General features: G+C 45.8%; 6 protein-coding genes. 4 read left to right on the top strand and 2 right to left on the bottom strand.

Going from position 1 to position 22,332, the window contains the following annotated elements; translation table 11 throughout:
- The 4 genes from ATB74_RS05750 (at position 1) to ATB74_RS05765 (ending at position 5,049) form a co-directional block, all read left to right on the top strand.
- Positions 1-1,551: a DHA2 family efflux MFS transporter permease subunit gene (locus tag ATB74_RS05750; protein ID WP_061017159.1), complete on the top strand. Its 1,551-nt coding sequence runs from the start codon at positions 1-3 to the stop codon at positions 1,549-1,551.
- 274 nt (positions 1,552-1,825) lie between these two features.
- On the top strand, positions 1,826-3,415 hold the full coding sequence (locus tag ATB74_RS05755; protein WP_060981412.1) for a response regulator: 1,590 nt from the start codon (positions 1,826-1,828) through the stop codon (positions 3,413-3,415).
- Positions 3,409-3,741, top strand: coding sequence for an Hpt domain-containing protein (locus ATB74_RS05760; protein ID WP_060981413.1), 333 nt, complete (start codon positions 3,409-3,411; stop codon positions 3,739-3,741). The genes ATB74_RS05755 and ATB74_RS05760 overlap by 7 nt, the downstream gene beginning before the upstream one ends.
- A gap of 411 nt (positions 3,742-4,152) precedes the next feature.
- Positions 4,153-5,049, top strand: a complete 897-nt coding sequence (locus ATB74_RS05765) for a sigma-70 family RNA polymerase sigma factor (RefSeq protein ID WP_061017162.1) — start codon at positions 4,153-4,155, stop codon at positions 5,047-5,049.
- Positions 5,050-5,245: 196 nt separating this feature from the next.
- Here ATB74_RS05765 and ATB74_RS05770 read toward each other — a convergent pair whose 3' ends face one another.
- Together ATB74_RS05770 and ATB74_RS05775 are read right to left on the bottom strand one after the other, a co-directional pair.
- Positions 5,246-5,593 carry a hypothetical protein gene (locus ATB74_RS05770; protein WP_061017164.1) on the bottom strand — a complete coding sequence of 116 codons (348 nt, stop codon included), beginning with the start codon at positions 5,591-5,593 and terminating at the stop codon, positions 5,246-5,248.
- Positions 5,594-5,788: 195 nt separating this feature from the next.
- Positions 5,789-22,150: a tandem-95 repeat protein gene (locus ATB74_RS05775; protein ID WP_061017166.1), complete on the bottom strand. Its 16,362-nt coding sequence runs from the start codon at positions 22,148-22,150 to the stop codon at positions 5,789-5,791.
- Positions 22,151-22,332 lie beyond the last annotated feature (182 nt).

Below are 22,332 nucleotides of genomic sequence, written 5' to 3' on the forward strand. Positions count from 1 at the left end.
ATGAGTAATGCCGGTGTTGTCACTCAAACTAATTATGATGAAGAGGTTTCAAGACGCCATTGGATCGCCCTATTTGGCGGCTTGATTGGCGCGTTTATGGCGATCTTGGATATTCAGATCACCAACTCGTCTCTCAAAGACATTCAAGGGGCGCTTTCTGCCACCTTAGATGAAAGTTCGTGGATATCTACGTCTTATCTAGTCGCAGAGATGATCGCTATCCCACTCAGTGGTTGGCTTTCTAAAGCGCTCGGTAAACGCCGTTATATCACGTGGACTACGGCCATCTTCACCATTTCATCTTTGTTATGTTCATTCTCTTGGAACATGACCTCGATGATCGTGTTCCGTGCGATGCAAGGCTTTAGTGGTGGTGCTTTAATCCCACTTGCTTTCTCACTAGTGATTCAGTTATTGCCTGTCAACAAGCGCGCTGTGGGTATGGCACTGTTTGGTGTAACCGCGACCTTTGCTCCATCGATCGGCCCTACCTTTGGTGGCTGGCTGACAGAGAATTTCTCGTGGCACTATATTTTCTACATCAATATTCCGCCAGCTTTGCTTGTGATCACCATGATCCGATATGGCTTAGACGATGAAAAGCTCGACCTTGGCACGCTAAAAAAAGCGGATTGGTTTGGTATCGCCACCATGGCGTTAGGATTGGGCTGTCTAGAAGTGGTACTAGAAGAAGGTAACCGTGAAGAGTGGTTCAGCTCGAGCTTTATTATTGGCTTGAGTATCGTCTCTGCAGTGAGTTTGGTTTACTTCGTGATAAATGAACTCCAACACAAGAAGCCATTGGTTAACCTGCGGCTATTGCGGGATGGGCAATTTGCAATGTCCTGTATCGCCTATTTGATTCTAGGGATGGCACTGCTTGGTTCTATCTATGTTCTGCCGATGTATCTCACTCAAATTCAGCAATATAACGCGATGGAAATTGGTGAAGTGCTAATGTGGATGGGTTTCCCACAACTTCTGATATTCCCAATTGTGCCTAAGCTAACACAGATCATTAAGCCTAAGTACTTGGTTACCTTTGGTTTCGCGATGTTCGGTTTCAGTTGTTACGTAAATACACACATGACAATCGATTTTGGCGGGCAACAGCTGATTTTGTCTATGGTCCTACGTGCTATTGGTAGTCCGTTTATCATGGTTCCGCTGTCTTTGGTTGCCATGAAAAACATCAGCAAAATGGACACGCCAGACGCGTCAACGTTAACCAACGTGATGCGCAACCTAGGGGGCGCTTTCAGCATCGCGATTATCGCTACTCTACTAGACAACAAGACGCGTGAGCATTTGGCTCACATCAAGGAGTCGTTACCTTCAGTGAGTCAACTTGGTTGGCAGACGCTTCAGCAGCAACAAGCGTTTTTCATTCAGTCCGGAAGTGATGCCGCAACCGCGATGCAACAAGCTCAAGCAAGCTTACTTGGCACAATGCAACGTGACGCTGCAATCATGGCTTACAACGATGTGTTCTTAATGATGACGGCGTTCTTAGCTCTAGCGGCAATATTGATTCTAAACATGCGTGATTAGCGCTAGAGTTTCGGTGAATAAGCTTCAAGCAAAGGACAACATTTCGAAAAATTAGACAGAGAGGTAAGCTTATCGGCTTGCCTCTTTTCACTTGTAAAAACAGTTATAGCCTTACAAAAACGCCGTCAAATTGTTTCCGTTTAGTCGCTTTCAGACATGTTGTTAAATAGTCTTTAATAACCAATGGTTTATTGAGTGTTTGTATTTGATACAATCATCTTGACAATGTGCAACCTGACACCTAAATTAAAAATAACATTTGGTATTGAGGAAAATGGATTTGACCTTACCACCTGACCTACGAGTTTTAATTGTCGACGACTCTAAGAGTGCAACTATTCTTATAAAACAGCAACTCTCGAGCTTAGGCATTTCACATGATTGCATCTTTATTGCGACCGACTATCGACAAGCCATTAAAGCGGTCGAAACGCACTCTTTTCATGTACTCCTCATCGATTACCACTTAGAGCAATCCTTCACTGGGTTTGAGCTTTTGGGGATTCTGTATCGAAATCGCCTAATAGACCACACTGTAGCGACAATCTTGCTCTCTGGGGATATGCGTCAAGAAACGGTATTAACTGCCCTTTCAGGTGAGGCACACCATTTCGTTTCTAAACCGATTCATACTCAGAGGTTAGGTAAAAAGATCCTAAGTGCCGTGTCCGTTTCGAAGAAGCTCACCCAACTGAATGATTTATATCCAATTGCCAGTCAAGAAAGGTTAGTTCAAGCTTTGGCGATCTCCCCTAATGGCACTAGCGTCCAGTTCGAAGCGACATTGATTGAACATTTAATTGCAGGTAAGAAATGGCAGTTACTCTCTAGCGTCATTAACAACTCGAAAACCAACATGCACCCGACAAAATTGGTGGCTGAAGCGCTAATTCTCGACAGCTTAGGAAAGCCAAATTTAGCTATAGATAAGCTCCACAATTTTCTGATAGCGCAGCCACTCTCATTAAGCGTGATTGATTGCTTAAGCTGTATCTATGAAAAACACAAGATGCTGCTGCCTGCTCTTAAATTGGCGATTCGTGCATTTGAGATGACACCGAGTATCAGCCATCGTGCAATCAGGGCCATCGACTTAGCTGAGAACGCAGATAACACACATATGATCATAAAGTTAGGTGAGATGTATGCAACCCACATTTCGGCTGCTGACATTGATGTCATCCATTCCATTGGTGCGCACTTTAATTCGTTAAAAGCGACCTACCAGAGAGAGACGAAACTAAAGTACAAACGTATTTTGCTTGAGCATGCCAACCAATTCACAGAGTTGGTGAACCTAAAGCTTCCTGTAAAGCAACAGCATCAAGTTCTGGCTAGTTTAGCCCTCTTTCAAAGCAACATCTTGCTCGTAGAAAATAGTCCTCACGCTGCCCATAAAAAAGTGATTAGAGCCTCGACCCTGTTAGCGAATAATTTCCACAGCCAACCGACTTACTTACTCGCTCAACTATTACCACTGCTCGTCCATTTTGGTGAGTACTCTCTTTATCACTTAGCGGTAGAATGTCTAAAATCTCGTGGAGAAACAGTAAGTCACAAACTTGAGTCCAAGAATGTCGACCCTTCAACGTGTATAAACATTGAAAACTTCGGGTCGATCCAGGAATTAAAGGACTACATTCACAGTTACCCATATTCAGTTGCCGCCAAACTTGACTATATATATGCAGTCCATAACGCTCATATAGATGAGAAACTTAGCGACGACTATTTAGAAGAAATCTTACAATTAGAACTTCCTCCAAAATGGAACCAATGGATTAGTGATTCATCACGGTATGGTTTTTCCACTAAGCCGCCTAGCCCATTCTCAACATGCAGCCGACAGGAGTCCACATGCTAGACTTTGATGCTTTAAACGCCTATTTAGACAACGACAGAGAAGTCATTTACGCCGTTTTGTCTACATATCAAGAAGACCATGGCAATTCGCTACAAGAGATCGAAGAGTTGGTTCAACAACAAGATTGGAGCAAACTTCATTTTACCGTGCACACCTTAAAAGGCATCCTAGCCAGTTTTGGGGAAGAAACGGCGACTGTTGCATTAGAAAGAGTAGAACAAAACACACTCAATAAGCTTGCGCCGCAAGCTGATGATCTTTCCGTTATCTACAGCGAAATGAAGATCATTAATCAGCAAATCGATGAGGTTCTTAGCACTTATTAGTCGATAGAATTAAGATTTACTTGGCGATACTTAATAGCCGAAACTGCAAAAGAGTTGAGATACTTCGAAACATTGAGCCTCGACTCTTGCCATTTTTCTTATCATTTCCTCTCTCAATTATATAGCCAACCCACACCTATAAATTCATGTCCGTTATCTAGGGTGGGTAATGAATAACAGATACTTTGTAAGCCAACTATGTTGATGTTTTAAATTAAAAAACAACACATTTGATTAGATGCGAAATGGTTAAATATTTGTATGCTTCTTTGTGACATAAGTTTACGAAATTGCATTTTATTTATTGGTAAATAAGAAACTGTTATCTACACTCTAATGAAACCAAGAGTTAATCACTTAGTGGCATAATAATAAAATAAAACGTTCAGTCGGCTAGATAAGGACAAGGAAATGAACAACGATAGTTTTGCTGCGTCTCAGGGGCTTGCGGATGAAACACCCATTACTGAATCATTTTCTACCAGTGCAGACCCTTATGCTCATTATTTGAAGGATATTGTAGGCATCGATCTACTGTCGCGTGAAGATGAAGTCTATTACGCAAAATTAAATCGCGCGGGTGATAAAAAAGCGCGCGATGTCATGATCGAATCAAACCTACGCCTTGTTGTGAAAATCGCAAAGAGTTACCTAAAACGTAAAGGTAATAATTTCACCCTGCTCGACCTGATCGAGGAAGGCAACATTGGCTTGATTAAGGCCATCGACAAATACGATCCAGAACCAGGCTATCGTTTTTCAACCTATGCTGTATGGTGGATCCGCGAAAATATTGAAGCCGCCTTAATGAACATCGGTCGTACCGTCAGATTGCCATCGCACGTATGCAAAGAAATAAATAACCTCGCCTCAAAGAGGCTCGATGTTAGTAAGAAAATGCGTAAAGAAATTTCTATTTCTGAACTATCGGATAGTTCTGGTGTTAAGACCAAACGCGTCGATCAATTGGTGGCGTTAAGTGGATTTATTGACGTGACGACGACTGTTGGAACGAGTCATGCACCGATGGCACTTGAACAATGTGAATGTGAATACATCCTCGACCCTCAACAAGATTGTGAAGATCAATCCTTTACCCAAGCTCTAGAACAAATCATCAATACACTTCCTCCTAAATTACAAAAGGTGCTCATCCATCGTTTTGGTTTGTTTGATAACAACGTGAAAACACTAGCTGAAGTGGGCGAAATGTTTGATGTCAATGTTTCTAATGAGCGCGTTAGACAAATGCAGAAAGAAGCAGTCGAAAGAATTCAAAAACGACTCAAATTTGATGGTTGGGTGTAAGTCGCAAACCTGTATAGAATTAGGTGAAAATAACGGTAAGTAAAAACATTAACGTTAAGTAAAGAAAGAACCTTAAGGGTGAGCCTAAAAGCTTGCCCTTTTGTTTGCCTAATTCGCTAGAAAAACAAAAAGATCTTAAGCACACGAACCCTAAGTCGCTAATGACTAATGGCAAGTGCCACAGCATTAACTTACCTTAAGAAGTAACTCGTTCACTACGCAAAATGAGATAATTGATATAAGTGGTTTCAAGACAATCTTGTTCCCACACTGATAAAATCCGTTTGGCCGCAAAATAATAATCTTTGTTTCTCAACAGCATCCCAACAGTGCGGCTAAGCTTTTCAAATCGAACGTGATCGCTCGCAGAGATGTAGTCATCTTCACTTTCAATAATGGGCGCTAAACCATCAGCAAACCAATTATTCAATATTTCTCGCATCTCTAATTCAGACTCAGGCACATCCACACTCGACAACTCTCGATGTTGAGGCGGTGGCACTATGTACTTCGACGCTTGCGGTGAACTGACATAACGATACATGCCCTCACTCCTTTTTAACTCTCTCTATAATAACTAAGAACATTCTTGTGGATTCTCAAGTTTTTTGAAGCCAAAGAATGAATCTCAGCTACAAATAAGAAAGCCATGCAAAGGTCACTCTACATGGCTTTGCTCTGGGCAACTTTACGCTGCCCTATCTACTTGTTGGTTTAGACTAAAACTAAGCCCTCTCGATTAAATCGAGCTTTGGTCGAAGTCGTTGCCTTGATCGGTTCCAGTTTGAGAATCGGAATCGAAGCTTCCAGAGTCGTCCGTGAAGTCAACACCTTGGTCTTGACCTCCCACACTTGTCCAGTCGCTGCCACCAGATTCCATACCCGCCATGTCCGGTTGCTGCTCTTGCGTAGAACCTTGCATGGTGTATTGATCATCGATCTCAACTTCAACAGAACCGCTAGCACCGTCTATTGAGCTACCCAATTCGTCGTAACCTTGGAATTGGATCTCGCTAGTACCTTCGTAACCTTCTGGAAGTTCAACGGATACTGACTGCTCTAGGTTGCCACTGATTGTGAAGCTACCATCACCGTTATCCAATGCATTACTCACAGTAGCGCCCTCAGGTAATCCGGACATATCAGCGTAATCAACCGATTCGTTACCAGCCACCTCATCTGGAATCGAGATAGAGATGGTCTCGCCCGGTGCCGCGGTTACATCTGCTGTACTGTCTTCAGTTTCAGCATCTTGAGCTTGGTCATCAGCTTGTTGGGCCACTCCCACTTGTTGCTCTTCTGTTGCTTGAGCAACTTGGACTTGTGGTTCATCACTTTGCACTGATTCATCGGCTACTTGGATGCTTACGCTGTGGCTTGATACTTCACCGCCGTCGTTGACTTCAACATTCATCGCTAAATTGCCATCGAAGTCTTCGTTCGGCCAGTAAGTCCACTCACCTTCACCTGATTCGGCAAAGAAGCCAGCATCGTTCGCGTCTGCAACATCAACAACTTGTGCAGAATCACTCACGCCCAATTCATCCACCAGCTGTGCATCCGTGATAGTTAGTGAACCATCATCAGCTAAGGTATAACCTTCACTCGACGCCGCTTCATCTCCGCCTTGGATATCCACATTGAAGAAGCTTTCGATGCGATTTTCGCCATCGGTCGCTATAAACCCAACTTGAACATCTCCGGTGTAGTCTTCAGCAGGTGTGAATTGATAGTTACCTTGGTTATCGCTCTCAATTACCCCCTGACCTTCCATCAAGCTTACTGATTCAATGCTCAAGCTGTCGCCTTCTGCATCGCTCAGGTTCGCTAACATGTCTTCGTCAGTGAACGATAAGGTGGCATCCGCTGCGATTTCCGTCGTTGTGATGCTGTTAACTTCCGGTGCAGCATTCTCTTGCGAGTCGCCTTCTTTCACGACTACGCCAGTTTGCTCATCATGAAGCACGCCATCTTTATCAACCACGTAAGCAATGTCTGCTTCGCCTGTAAAGCCAGGAGCTGGTGTGAACGTCCAAGTGCCATCGCCATTATCGACAATCTCACCTTGACTACGGTCCGCTAGGTGAACCAGTTTCACTTCATCATCACCATCTGCGTTCACGTTTTCAGCAAGTTCGATTAGGTCATCTGCTGTTAGGATAATCGAGTCACCCGCAACGGTTTCGAAATCACTAGTATCGATGCCATCATCAAACGCTTCCGGCTCATCTCCGTAATCAACTGTTGTTGCACTTACGGTTACGAAGAACTCACCATGGAAGTCTTCAGGAGGCGTCATTTGAATGTTTGAGATATCCCAGTCGAACAGGTCGATGTACTGACCCGGCTCGGTGATCATCACGGTGTTCACACCATCGGTTACCTCGAATCCAACAGGGAAACCTGTCATTACTAGATTACTTAGCGTTTCTGAGTCGTCGACAAGGCCAACGTTCAGTCCTAAGTGACCCGTTTCATCTTCACCAAAGACTAATGGACCGTCATGGTCGGTGGTAATAACCGCACCATCTGCAACCGGACGTACGAAAACAGGAACATCAAGAACCGTTTCAAACTCACCGTCACTCACGACAACTTGTAGGTCAGAAACGCCTGAGAAGTCACCGGTTGGTGTGAATGTCCAAGTACCATCACCGTTGTCTGTTACTTCTCCGCCATCTTCACCGTCTGCGGTGATAATGCGAGAAACAACAAGGTCAGCAGTATCAATGTCACCGAACAAGTTCATCAAGTCGCCAGCATCGAAGGTGAACGCGCCATCTTCGTTTGTGGTCATCATTGCGTTGCCGACATTGAATGGGGCGTCGTTAACTGGAATAACATCCACATTCAGCGAGCCATCAACCACTTCTTCACCATCGGTTGCTTGATAACCGAGTTCTACTAAGCCATTGAAGTCTTGAGTAGTCACTAAGTGATACATGCCGTCTGGTTGCTGAGTTAAGGTCGCGTTCGCTGGAGCTCGAACTGTGATGCTTTCAATGCTGATCTCGTCGCCATCAAGGTCTGTAACTTGACCCGCGATATAAGCTGGGTCAATCACCATGACCACATCTTCTTCGCCTTGCATCTCAATCGTAGGCGCGTCAGGTGCATCATTCACTGGCGTGACATCGATGTTGCCGTCGACTGCAATACTCTCTTGGCCATCGCTAACGTTAAACGTCATTGGCACATCGCCATTGAAGTTTTCGTTTGGCGTAAATGACCAAGTACCATCTTCGTTATCTAGCAACTCACCCAAGCTAGGGTCGATTTGTAGACCAGAAGCCGACAGCTCGTCTGCGGTGTTATCGATGTCCGTCGCTTGAGCTAACAACATGTCTTGTGTGATAAGGATAGTGCTGTCTTCGGCTGTGGTTAGGTTCACATCCTCTGATTCAGGTCCATCGTTCACAGCCAGAACTTCAATACCCGCCGTTGTTGTTGCAGTTGCACCGTCATCATCTGTCACAACCACATCTAGGCTGATATCACCATTAAAGTTCTCGTTTGGCGTGAAGGTCACAGACCCATTATCGTTTTGAACCAAGGTGCCGTCAGAGCCTGAGTAAGTCACGCTTTCAAGCGACACTTCACCATCAACGTCAGAGCTATTGGCAATTAACTGCTCAGGGCTGATTGTGATGGTGCCATCTTCGTTCATTTGGTAAGACGTTGCGCCAGCCACTGGTGCATCGTTAACGTCTGTTACCGTTACGTCGATGTTTGCATCAACCATCTCTGTACCGTCAGATACTGAGAAGTCTAGACTTACGTCACCGTTGAAGTTCTCGTTCGGAGCAAAGCTATAAGTGCCGTCACCATTGTCAGTGAACACACCCTCTGCGCCAGTGTATGAAACATCGGCAACTGAAAGCTCATCACCATCAATATCAGAAGCACCCGCTAGCAGTTGCTCGTCTGTAAAGGTAACTGAACCATCTTCTTCAATGGTGTAAGCGACATTTTCTACAACCGCGATGTCATTCACTGGATTCACAGTAAGGTCGGCCGTTGCAACAACCGTTTCAGTACCATCAGAAAGGTCGAAGCTTAGACCAATATCGCCATTGAAATCGGCATCCGGTGTAATGGTAAATGAACCATCATCGTTTGCCGTAACGGTCGCGTTATCACCTGCGGTTAGGTTGGCAGCGGTAAGATCATCGCCGTCCACATCCGATGCTTGAGCCAGTAGTTGCTCTTGGCTTAGCGTGATTGAACCATCTTCATCCACTGAGTAAGCCAAGTCACCTGACACTGGTGCGTCATTGACTGCGATAACATCAATACCCGCAGTCGTTTGAGCGGTTGCACCGTCTTCATCTGCAACGGTGACATCTAGGCTGACATTGCCGTTGAAGTTTTCATTTGGTGCGAAGCTGTAAGTACCATCGCCATTGTCAGTGAAGATACCGTCTGCACCTGAGTAGGAAACGTCGCTAACGGATACATCACCTTCAATATCTGAGCTGTTCGCAAGAAGCTGCGCTTCAGAAAAGGTAATCACATTATCTTCGTCAACGCTGTAGGTCGTTGAACCTGCAACTGGCAAGTCATTAACAGCAATGACGTCGATACCTGCGGTTGTTTCAGCGGTTGCGCCATCTTCATCCATAACAGAGACACCAAGACTGATGTCACCGTTAAAGTTTTCGTTTGGAGCAAAGGTGTAAGTACCATCACCATTATCGGTGAATACACCATCAGTGCCGCTGTAGCTTACATCGCTGACAAACACCTCCCCTTCAACATCCGAGCTATTCGCTAGAAGTTGTGCATCGCTTAGGGTGATACTGCCGTCTTCTTCAACGCTGTAAGTTGTAGAACCCGCTACCGGTACGTCATTGATTGGAACAACTTGAACATCAATATTTGCCGATACAACATCAGTACCATCACTCACATCGTAAGTTAGGTCGACATTACCATTGAAGTTCCCGTTTGGCGCAAAGGTGTAAGTACCATCGCCATTATCCGTGAACACACCGTCTGTGCCTTCGTAGTAAACCGACTCAACAGAAAGGTCATCGCCGTCAATATCCGTTGCACCAGCCAATAGCTGTTCATCGGTAAAGGTCAGCGATCCATCTTCATTAATGGTATAGTCGTGGTCGTAAATTACAGAAAGGTCGTTAACTGCTGTTACGGTCACGTCTAGTTCCGCTGGCGTAACCCCACCGTTACCATCGTCCACGTTGTAGCTAATCGAGAATTCACCATTGAAGTTCTCTTCCGGTGTAATGGTGTAAGTACCATCACCATTGTCAGTGATAAGCGCGTTCTCAATTGAAACATCTCCGACACTTGGTTCGTTTACACCCGTATCACCAGAGTCATCACCTTCATCGCCAGTTAGCAATTCAGAGATATCAATGCCGTTTTCATTCGCAAGCGCTTCTTCTGCCGTTGGCAAATCGAACGCATTTTGAGTACCGACATCTTGGCTTGGAACAATGATGCCGTTCACGATATCGAATACATGCCAGTGATCGCCCGATGGGTTTTCAGATAAATCAGGGCTAAAGGTTTCAACCAATGTATCGCCAACAAATACCTGAACCTGTACATCTTCAACACCATCCACATCCCAACTTCTGCTGGTGTAGTTGTGTACTGAATAGTGCATGTCAGCATCTTGATAATTTGGAATAGTGATGGTTTCAGGACCACCGCCATTCGTGTCATCTACATCTTGCTGAACGACATTACCTTCGCCCAAATCATGACTCATGTCGCGATAGTAAATATGGTCTAGCTCATTGCCATTATCTGTATCGTATAGCCATAAGTGATTATCCATATCTCGAGGACTTTCACCCCAGGTCACCACAATACGCATATCTGTTTCTTCAAGTACTTCAGATATAGCGGTCACGCCGCCGTTAGTATCTTCACCTGCTGGAACCAGGAAGCTGCTGGTAATAGAGCCTTCTTGTTCAATAGTTACTGTACCTTGGTCAACAACTGGACCGCTCACAGAGTAGTTACCAGATTGGTCTGTCACAGTGCTGTACGAGTGACCTGCGTTATCGGTCATTGTGATATCTGCACCAACGACTGGGCTACCCGTTTCAGCATCCAACACTGTACCGGTGACGGTCGTTTCATCGCCCTGCTCTCCGATAATTGCGGTCATGTCATCTTCTTCGATGTCAGTCGCGAATTGTAGGAGCTCTTCTTGAGTAATGGTGTACGAACCATCTTCTTCAATGGTTATCGCTACATCAGCAGAAACAATTGGTGCGTCGTTAACTGGGTCAACGGTCAAGCCTAGGTTAGCTGCAATTGGTGTGTCGCCATCGCTAATGCTGTAGGCAACATCAATGTAGCCATTGAAGTTCTCGCTTGGAGTGATTGAGAACGTACCGTCGCCATTATCGACAATCGTTGCATCGTCACCCACTAAGGTTAAGTCGGAAGCGACAAGATCATCGCCCTCAATATCAGCGGCATTCGCAAGTAGCTGCTCCTGCGTAATGGTAATGACATTATCTTCATCAACGTTCGCGTAAACATCAGATGTCGTTGGCAAGTCATTGACTGGGTTTACCGTCAGATCGGCATTCGCCACAATTGACTCAGTGCCGTCCGAAATATCGAAGCTTAGGTCGATATCGCCATTGAAGTTCGCATCTGGCGTTACCGTAAAGGTGCCATCGCCATTATCAACGACGGTTGCATTATCGCCTGCGCTTAGATTGCTCGCGGTCAGGTCATCGCCATCCACATCAGATGCTTGAGATAGCAACTGCTCTTGAGTCAGAGTAATCGAACCATCTTCATCAATGCTGTATGCCAAATCACCCGATACTGGTGGATCGTTAATTGGAAGAACATCAATGCTTGCCGTCGTGGCCGTCGTTGCACCATCCTCATCGGTCACAACTACATCGAGGCTAACATCTCCGTCGAAGTTTGCGTTCGGCGCGAAGCTGAATGTTCCATCGCCATTGTCAGTAAAGATGCCGTCAGCGCCTGTGTAGTTCACGCTATCAATCGCCACTTCACCTTCGATATCTGAAGCATTCGCCAACAGTTGCTCTGCACTGATGGTAATAACTTCATCTTCATTCACTGAGTAGCTGGTAGAACCTGCGATTGGCGGATCGTTCACCTCAAGTACGGTGATTCCTGCTGTGGTCGCTTCTGTTGCTCCTTCTTCATCGGTAACAACAACCGCTAAGCTCACATCACCATTGAAGTTCTCGTTTGGTGAGAAGGTGTACGTGCCGTCACCGTTGTCTTCAAAGACACCGTCACTGCCAGTGTAAGACACGCTATCAATCGCCACTTCACCTTCAACATCAGAAGAGTTGGCTAATAGCTGTTCATTACTTATCGTGATTGAGTTGTCTTCGTGAACGGTGTAAGACGTGCTGCCCGCAACTGGTGGATCGTTCTCTGGTGTTACGCTGATATCAATGTTGGCTTGAACCGTATCCGTGCCATCTGACACATCAAAACTGAAGTTCACATCACCATTGAAGTTTTCGTTTGGAGCGAAGCTGTAACTACCATCACCGTTATCGGTAAGAACACCGTCGGCACCTGTGTAAGTAACGCCTTCAACCGATAGGTCTTCTCCATCAATGTCAGACGCACCTGTCAGCAAGTCTTCATCAGTGAAGTTCAAGGTGCCGTCTTCGCCAATGCTGAACGTTTGATCTTGTGGTTGTGGAAGGTCATTAACTGGATTAACGGTTAGGTCAGCCGTCGCAACAAGCGTATCTGTACCGTCGCTAATGTCGAACGTTAGGTCAATGTCACCGTTGAAGTTCGCATCAGGCGTAATGGTAAAGCTGCCGTCATCGTTAGCAACAACCGTCGCGTCTCCATCAACAATCAAGTTAGAAGCAATAAGGTCGTCGCCATCTACATCACTGGCTTGAGAAAGAAGCTGCTCTTGGCTCAAGGTAATCGAACCGTCTTCCTCAACACTGTATGCCAGGTCGCCTGATACTGGTACGTCGTTGATTGGTAATACATCAACCGTAATAAACGTATCAACTTGAGCGCCGTCTTCATCTTGAATGGTCACATCCAACTGCACTTGGCCGTTGAAGTTTTCATTCGGAGCGAAGCTACATGTACCGTCACCATTGATAGAGAAGATGCCGTCTGGACCGTCGTAGTTGATCTCAACAAGCTCAACATCACCTTCAATATCAGAAGCGTTCAGCAGAACTTGAGACTCATTGAAAGTCAGTACTGAATCTTCATCAATGGTGTATGACGTTGGGCCAGCAACTGGCGGATCGTTCACCTCAAGGACAGTTATACCCGCCGTTGTTGCTTCGGTCGCACCATCTTCATCGGTGACAACAACATCAAGGCTGACTTCGCCGTTGAAGTTCTCGTTTGGAGAGAAGGTGTAAGTTCCATCACCATTGATTTCCAGAACGCCATCGCTGCCACTGTAAGTCACACTATCAATCGCCACTTCCCCTTCAATATCTGAAGAGTCAGCAAGCAACTGCTCATTACTGATCGTAATAGCGTTGTCTTCATGAACCGTGTAAGACGTGCTACCTGCAACCGGTGGATCATTCTCTGGCGTCACGCTCACATCAATGTTAGCGGTTACCGTATCGGTACCATCTGATACATTGAACGAGAAGTTCACATCACCATTGAAGTTTTCATTCGGCGCGAAGCTGTATGTGCCATCGCCATTATCAGTGAGGACACCATCTGCGCCAGTGTAAGTCACACCTTCAACACTTAGATCGTCCCCTTCAATGTCCATCGCACCTGTTAATAAGTCTTGGTCATTGAAAGTTAACACGCCATCTTCACCGACTGTGAATGTCTGGTCTTGTACTTCTGGACCATCGTTCACCGGTGAAACCGTTAACTCAAGGTTGGTAGAAACGACATCATCGCCATCAGAAACATCAAACGTAAAGCTAACATCGCCATTGAAATCAGCATCTGGTATCAATGTATACGTACCATCACCATTATCAGTAATCGTAACGCTATCATCATCGGTTGCTAAGTTAATAGCAGTCAGTTGGTCACCATCTAGATCACTAGCATTGGCCAGCAGATCTTCTTGCGAGATCACAATGGAGCCATCTTCTTGAACGGTAGCAGCGACAGGTAGAGCTTCAGGAGCATGATCAACTGTCACTCCCGTCGCATTAATATAGATAGTTTGAGAGACCACTTCAGAGTCATCATTTGATAATTCTGTTGCGGTGGCCGTTACATGAACTTCAAGCTGTTGATTAAAGTCTTCTGGTAACTGGAGTTGTAATTCGTTTTCGATCGCTGTTATTGGTAGGTTTACCGCGCCATCGGGGCCTACCGTAATTTCACCACTATAGATTTGGCTATTCACTTCCCCCACATCAATCGTGAAGTTGAAGTCGGTATAATCAGCATCACCGCCGCCATAAAGGTCTTCAAACCCGTAAACCAGCTCCCCATCTTCATTAACAGTCGTGCGAGTATGCTCGATACCATCTTGGTTTAGCTGAGAGCTTGAACCACCATGGAAAATCGCATCACCATTCTGCCCTTGAACTACAGTTTCAGTTCCATCGGCAGCAACAAAGACAAGTTGAGGATCAACCGTATCCATGTTCGCTGGTGAACCATCCTCGGCACGGAACTCATACTGACCGTCTTGCATCGAATCAAAATCGTTATGTTGATGTCCGTTTGGAATCAAGAACAGGTTGAAACTCTCACCTTCCGCGACTTGGAAGCTGAACTGATCTTGCCCAGGAACAAGGTCACCACCGCCGCCAACTTGTGATGCGTTCTCGTATACAACTTCGACGCCTGTAATGTTGCCGTCTTCGTCTACTTTGTAGTAACCCGCTGCGTTTTGGTAGCCTGCGGTTTCGCCTTCAAACGTTACTGTGATTTCAGTATCGTTGTAACTGGTGATGCCGTTCTCTTGGTCATTCAGAACGCCTTCGTTATCGTATTGGATAACCGAGCCTTCTGGCACACCATCTACCGTTACAGTGAGTGCCTCAGACAAGTCTTGGTCGACAAGTGCCGCTGCGATGTTCAGTTCAACAATGCCGCCTGGCTCAACCAGAATTGCTTCATCATCAACGTTGACACCATCGCCATCCGTAATCACTAAGTCAGGCGCATCAGCCACGGCTTCAATGTGAACATTGATGTCTTGTTCAACTTCATCTGTACCGTCGGTCACCGTAAAGCTGAACTCTAGATCGCCACTGAAGTGATCTTCAGGAACGAAACTGAACGTTCCGTCACCATTGTCGGTGACTGTGCCTTCGTCACCAGAGTAATTGATGCTAGTAACGCTTAGATCGTCGCCATCAATATCAATCGCACCACTCAACAAATCTTCTTGAGTGAACAGAATGCTGCCATCTTCTTCAATGTGGTACATACCTGGAGCAACAATTGGAATGTCATTCACCGGATTAACGGTCAATATCATGTCATTAGACATACTCAGCTCACCGTCGCTCACCTCATAAGTGAATGCAATATCACCATTGAAGTTTTCAGAAGGTGTCACCGTGTACGTACCATCGCCATTGTCTACGATACTTGCATTTGGATCGTTAGTTTCCAATGAACTTGCAAACAGATCGTCGCCATCTTGATCGGTCGCATTTTCTAGTAGCATCTCTTGAGTCACTAGAATTGAACCATCTTCATCGACATTAGCTACGGTTGGCGTCGCCGCCGGTGCATCGTTGACGAACTCAACTTTTAGGTCGATGTTCGCACCAACCACATCCGTGCCATCGCTCACATCAAACGCTAGGTCAACATTGCCGAAGAAACCTAGCTCTGGTGTTAATGTGTATGTACCATCGCCATTGTCTGTGACTTCTACCGTGTCGCTTGCACTCGTCACATTTACAACTGACAGTTCATCACCTTCAACGTCTGTCGCTTGTGCCAGTAACTCAGCTTCGGTAATAGTAATCGCTTGACCATCTTCCGTAGTAAAAGACATATCCGGTACGTCTGGTGCATCATTGATTGGATTTACAGTTAGGTTAAGGTCAGCTGCAACAGTTTCGATTGCGTCAGTGACATCGTAAGTAAATTCAATTTCACCAAAGAAATCTGCACTTGGTGTGATAGTAAAACTGCTATCTGAGTTTTCTACGATTACCGCATTTGGATCGTTGGTCGCTAAGTTAACGGCTTCGAGGTTATCGCCATCAACATCGGTTGCGTTTGCTAACAAATCCTCTTGCGTAATGGTGATTGAACCATCTTCATCGACAGCCACTTCAATTGGACCACTTACCTCTGGGCCCTCGTTAACAATTTCAACTTCAACTCTTGCTGTGCTTAGTGCACTTGCTTGACCGTCACTTATATTAAAGGTCAGGTTCACGTCACCATAAAAGTTCTCTGCGGGTTCGAAGGTAAAGGTATTATCACCATTATCCGTTAAGGTACCTTGCGTTTGGTCTGCAAGTAATAGGTTTTCGACATGAAGAATGTCGCCATCAACATCGGTCGCGCCAGACAATAGATCTTTCGCTTCGATGATCATAGAGCCATTTTCAAGCATTTGGGTATGTAATGGTTCGCCCGGAACCGGCACATCATTGACCGGTACAACCGTTAGGTCTAGATGCGTTGCAACTTCATCAGTACCATCAAACACCTTGTAGTCGATGTCGATTTCACCATTGAAGTTTTCATTCGGCATGAAGGTAAACGTACCATCACCGTTATCAACTAGCTCACCGTTGTCACCACCGTAAGTGATGTCAGAAATAGACAGGGTATCACCTTCCACATCTGTGGTGTTCGCTAACAAGTCATCCGCACTGAACGTGATCCCTTCATCTTCTTCTGTCGATAGAACAATTGGGCCAGATACAATTGGCGCATCATTCACCGATTCAAAGTTGATATTGATGATGTTGCTGTCTGTCAGCTCACCATCGGTAACTTGGTAACCGAGTTCGATTTCACCGTGGAAGTTTTCATCCGGTGTTACCGTCCAAGTACCATCACCATTATCGGTGAGTGTTGCATGCTCTGAGTTTTCGCCTACCAACTCTAGATTTTGAATATCAAGGTCGTCGCCATCAATATCAGATGCTTGCGCCAGAAGCTGCTCTTCGGTAATCACAACCGAAGCAAACTGTGCAGAACCATCGGTATCGACAGTAATATTCGGAAGTTCTGCCGTTAGCTCAATTTCGTTATCACCCGCATGGATGTTCAACTCAACCGTTTCGGTGATCTCGGAGCCATCCACACCAATCGATGTAAACACGGCTTCATCATGACAAGTTTGTGACACTGTCATGTTTTGTACAACGTAAGTACCATTACCTTGCACTGTACCCAGCTCAAAGTAAGACACAGGTTGGTCAACGGTCAACGTGTAGTCTGTCTCGAACGTACCACGGTCTTCTTTGTGGTAAGTCATCGAGTCAATTAGGTCGCCATCCTCATTAAATGCTTTGATTTCTACTTCGGTAAAGTGACGGGACTCTTCCATGAACCAACCACCTAAACCATCTAGGTGGAAACTGATCTCATTGATGTCTTGACCTTCAACCGAGATAGTCAGCTTTTCATCACCGCTCAAGCCTTGGCGGTCGGTATCACCGATACCGTGACCAATATGGGTGTTACCATTCCAGGCACCAAGAGGATCATCGTTACTTTGAACGGTTACTGTTAAGTCGCCATCCGAGAACTCACGAGTGTAAGGGTCGACTTCTGTACCCCAATCGTCCACGCTCGCGTTATCGTCAAACGTACCGATTTGCGTGGTGTGTGTACCGTTAGCCAATGCGTCATCATTTGGAATAAAGCGTACTTCTGTGTCGGCAGGAACTTCTTGTCCTACTTCCAGCACCACCCATTCTTCATTTACATTCGCTTCAATGATGCCGTTTTCTGGTGCTTGGTCTAAACGTAGTGCTGGCTCTTCACGAAGTGTTACACCAACTGTTTGGTCTTCTTGGGCTTGGATGAAGATTTCATCGCCCGCTTCCGGCGCATCGTTGACAGGATTAACCGTCAAGTCGAGTGTCGTCAGAACTTCATTCTCACCATCACTGATGTTGTATGTGAAGTCCAACTCGCCATTGAAGTTTTCTGTGTGCGTAATGGTGAATGAACCATCGTCATTAGTAACAATTGTCGCATCTGGATCGTTGGTTTGTAGGTTAGATGCCGTTAAATCATCACCTTCAACGTCCGTTGCGTTCGCTAGCAACTGCTCTTGAGTAATGGTAATTGCGTTATCTTCATCGACTTCAGCCTGAATGCCCGAAGTTTCAGGTCCATCATTCACAGCAATAACATCGATGCCAGCGGTTGTGGTTGCGGTTGCACCGTCTTCGTCAACGACAACAACGTCTAGTGAAATATCACCATCGAAGTTTTCATTTGGCGTAAAGGTGTAAGTACCATTGCCATTATCAACAAAAGAGCCGTCATCACCGGAGTAAGTTACTCCAGACAATGATACATCGCCTTCTACATCGGAAGAGTTTGCCAATAGTTGCTCATCACTGATCGTGATTTGGCCATCTTCTTGAACTGTGTAAGATGTCGAGCCAGCAACCGGTGGATCATTCTCAGGTGTTACGCTGACATCAATAACAGCTGATGTTGAATCAGTACCGTCAGAGACATCGAATGAGAATTGAACATCACCATTGAAGTTCTCGTTTGGAGCAAAGCTATATGTGCCGTCGCCATTATCGCTAAGAACACCATCTGCACCTGTGTAGAGCACGTTTTCAATCGACAGCTCGTCACCATCAATATCTGACGCGCCGGCAAGCAGGTCAGCATCGGTGAAGAGTAACGTACCGTCTTCTTCAATCGTGAACTGTTGATCTTGCGCTTGTGGCAAGTCATTAACCGGATTCACGGTAATGTCTAGGCCAACTTGAACTGAACCACCATCGTTATCGATGATATCGAAGTTCAGGTCTAGGTCACCGTTGTAGTCGGCGTTAGGTGTAATGGTGTAGCTGCCATCATCAATGTGTTGGATGGTCGCATTTTCATCAGTAGATAGATTGATAGCTTCTAAGTTGTCGCTATCAATATCACCTGCTCGTGCTAGCAATTGCTCTTGGCTTAGCGTGATGGAGCTATCTTCATTGATGGTGTAAGCCAAATCGCCCGATACTGGCGCATCATTGATTGGCAATACATCAACGTTAATGTGTGTTTCAACCGTTGCGCCATCTTCATCTTGAATGGTCACACCCAGTTGAACCTGACCATTGAAGTTTTCGTTGGGTGCAAAGCTGCATGTACCATCACCATTTACAGTGAAGATACCGTCCGAGCCATCGTAGTTAATGCCAACGAGTTCTACATCGCCTTCGACATCCGAAGCGTTCACAAGAATCTGAGATTCACTGAACGTCAGAACCGAATCTTCATCAATGGTGTATGACGTTGGACCCGCAACTGGTGGATCATTCACTTCTAGAACGGTAATGCCCGCGGTGGTTTCATCAATCGAACCGTCTTCATCGGCAACAATAACGTCAAGGCTGATATCGCCACTGAAGTTTTCATTAGGAAGGAAGGTGTAACTGCCGTCACCATTATCTTGGAACACACCATCTGTGCCGCTGTAAGTTACGCTGTCAACCGACACGGCACCTTCAACGTCAGAAGAGTTTGCTAACAATTGTTCATCAGAAATTGTGATGGCATTATCTTCGTTGACCATGTATGAGGTTGAACCCGCAACTGGCGGATCGTTCTCAGGCGTCACACTCACATCAATGTTAGCGCTGACCGTTTCTGTGCCATCAGATACATCGAAACTGAAGTTCACATCGCCATTGAAGTTTTCATTTGGCGCAAAGGTATAAGTACCATCACCGTGGTCGGTCAGTACGCCATCACCACCTGTATAGCTAATACCTTCAACGGTTAAGTCATCGCCATCAATATCGGTAGCACCGGTAAGTAGGTCGGCATCTGTAAATTGCAGCGTACCGTCTTCAGCAATACTGAATTGTTGGTCTTGAGGAACCGGCAAGTCATTAACTGGGTTAACAGTAAGATCGGCGGTTGCTTGAACCGTGTCAGTACCATCAGTGATGTTGAATTGAATATCAATGTCACCATTGAAGTTCTCATCTGGCGTGATGGTGAAACTGCCATCGTCGTTAGCTACAACCGTTGCATCACCGTCAACCGTTAAGTCGCTTGCGGTTAGATCATCGCCTTCAACATCAGACGCTTGCAATAGAAGCTGCTCTTGGCTTAGACGAATCGAACCGTCTTCGTCAATTGAGTACGCTAGGTCACCCGACACAGGCGCATCATCAACCGCTGTAACACTCACATCGATGTTTGCAGAGACCGTATCGGTACCGTCAGAGACATCGAAGCCGAAGTTTACGTCGCCATTGAAGTTTTCATTCGGAGCAAAGGTGTACGTACCATTGCCGTTGTCGGTAAGAATACCGTCGCCGCCATCGTAGGTCACACCTTCAACCGTTTGGTTATCACCTTCAATGTCCGTTGCACCTGTTAATAGGTCTGCATCGGTGAAGATGAGCGTGCCGTCTTCTTCCACGCTGAACTGTTGATCTTGAGGCACTGGCAGGTCATTAACTGGATTAACCGTTAGATCAGCTGATGCTTGAACGGTATTGGTGCCATCTGAGATATCAAAGCTGATACCGATGTCGCCATTGAAGTTCTCATCTGGCGTGATGGTGAAACTGCCATCATCATTAGCTACAACCGTCGCATCGCCATCAACTGTTAGGCTGCTGGCTGTCAGGTCATCGCCTTCCACATCTGATGCTTGAGAAAGCAACTGCTCTTGGCTTAGACGAATCGAACCGTCTTCGTCGATTGAGTACGCTAGGTCACCCGATACCGGAGCATCATCAACGGCAGTTACGCTTACGTCGATGTTTGCAGAGACCGTATCAGTGCCATCTGATACATCAAAACCGAAGTTTACGTCACCATTGAAGTTCTCGTTTGGAGCAAAGGTGTACGTACCATTACCGTTGTCAGTAAGAATACCGTCGCCGCCATCGTAGGTCACACCTTCAACCGTCAGGTTATCGCCTTCAATGTCAGTAGCACCAGAAAGAAGGTCAGCGTCGGTGAATACAAGAGTTCCGTCTTCCTCGATTTCAAACGTTTTATCTTCAGGAACTGGCGCATCATTAATCGGACGTACCGTTAAATCAATTGCACTACTAATCGTTTCTTGGCCGTCACTGATGTCGAAAGTAAGGTCGAGCTCACCATTAAAGTCAGCTGAAGGAACAACGGTGAAAGTACCATCACCATTGTCTTGAACTGTTGCATCAGCACCAACTTGAACGTTAGAAGCAACAAGCTCGTCCCCATCCACATCACTTGCGTATTCGAGTAATTGTTCTTGAGTGAATGTTATGGAGCCATCTTCATCCATGATGTAAGCCAGATCTTGTTCAGCTTCTGGTGCATCATTTTCACTTTCGACTTTGATTTTAAACGTTTCGCTTACCGTTTCAGAATCAAAGTCATCTTCTACTTCGCTGATGGTCTCTTCGTCAGAAGCTTGAACATCAACTGCAAATGTCTCTTCTACTGTTTGTGAATCGAGTTCATCACCAACCTGTTGGTCACCCGACTCCGAAGATGTCGTACTCGGCGCAGCTGAAGTACGTGCAGCTTGACCTTGTTCTTCATTACCTTCTGCGTCTGCGCCACCTGTCGCAGCCTCTGCGTTATCACCACCTACAGCTTGTGCGCCAGCTCCAGCTCCAGCTCCGCCACCACTGCCAACAGCGTTATCCGAGCCCGCTTCAGAAGCAGCCCCACCCACTACATTGGATTGTGCTGCGTCTGAATCTCCATCGCTTTCTGGCGTCTCTTCTTGCACAGCCGCACCAGAAGCTGAGGCATCTTCAGCATTACCTGCACCGCTCGGATTATCGTCTAAAGCCTGGTTAACTTCGTCTGCCGCATCCGTATTTTCAGCACCCGTCGCTATTGTCGACGCAATCGTATTTTGTTGATTTTGTTGATTCTGCTGTTGGGAGGGCGTACCCGCGTCGTTCGTGTCCGTTTGTTCTACTGCGTCATTGAGATCTTCGTTTTGGTTGTTTTGGTTATTTTCGCCTGCCATTACAGCCTCCGTTGCTACTAGCTAACTGATCGTATCTAGAAGCATTAAAGGACACCATTTTGAAAAACCAAATTTTTATACAACATTTTTCATATTTTCTTTTTAGAGAGAAAGAATCAAAAAAAATTTGAAAACTGCCCTTAAACATCCTTAGTTATTGTGATTAAAGCAATTAAGGCAGT

The organism is Vibrio splendidus (assembly GCF_001557875.1).
Classification (GTDB): domain Bacteria; phylum Pseudomonadota; class Gammaproteobacteria; order Enterobacterales; family Vibrionaceae; genus Vibrio; species Vibrio splendidus_F.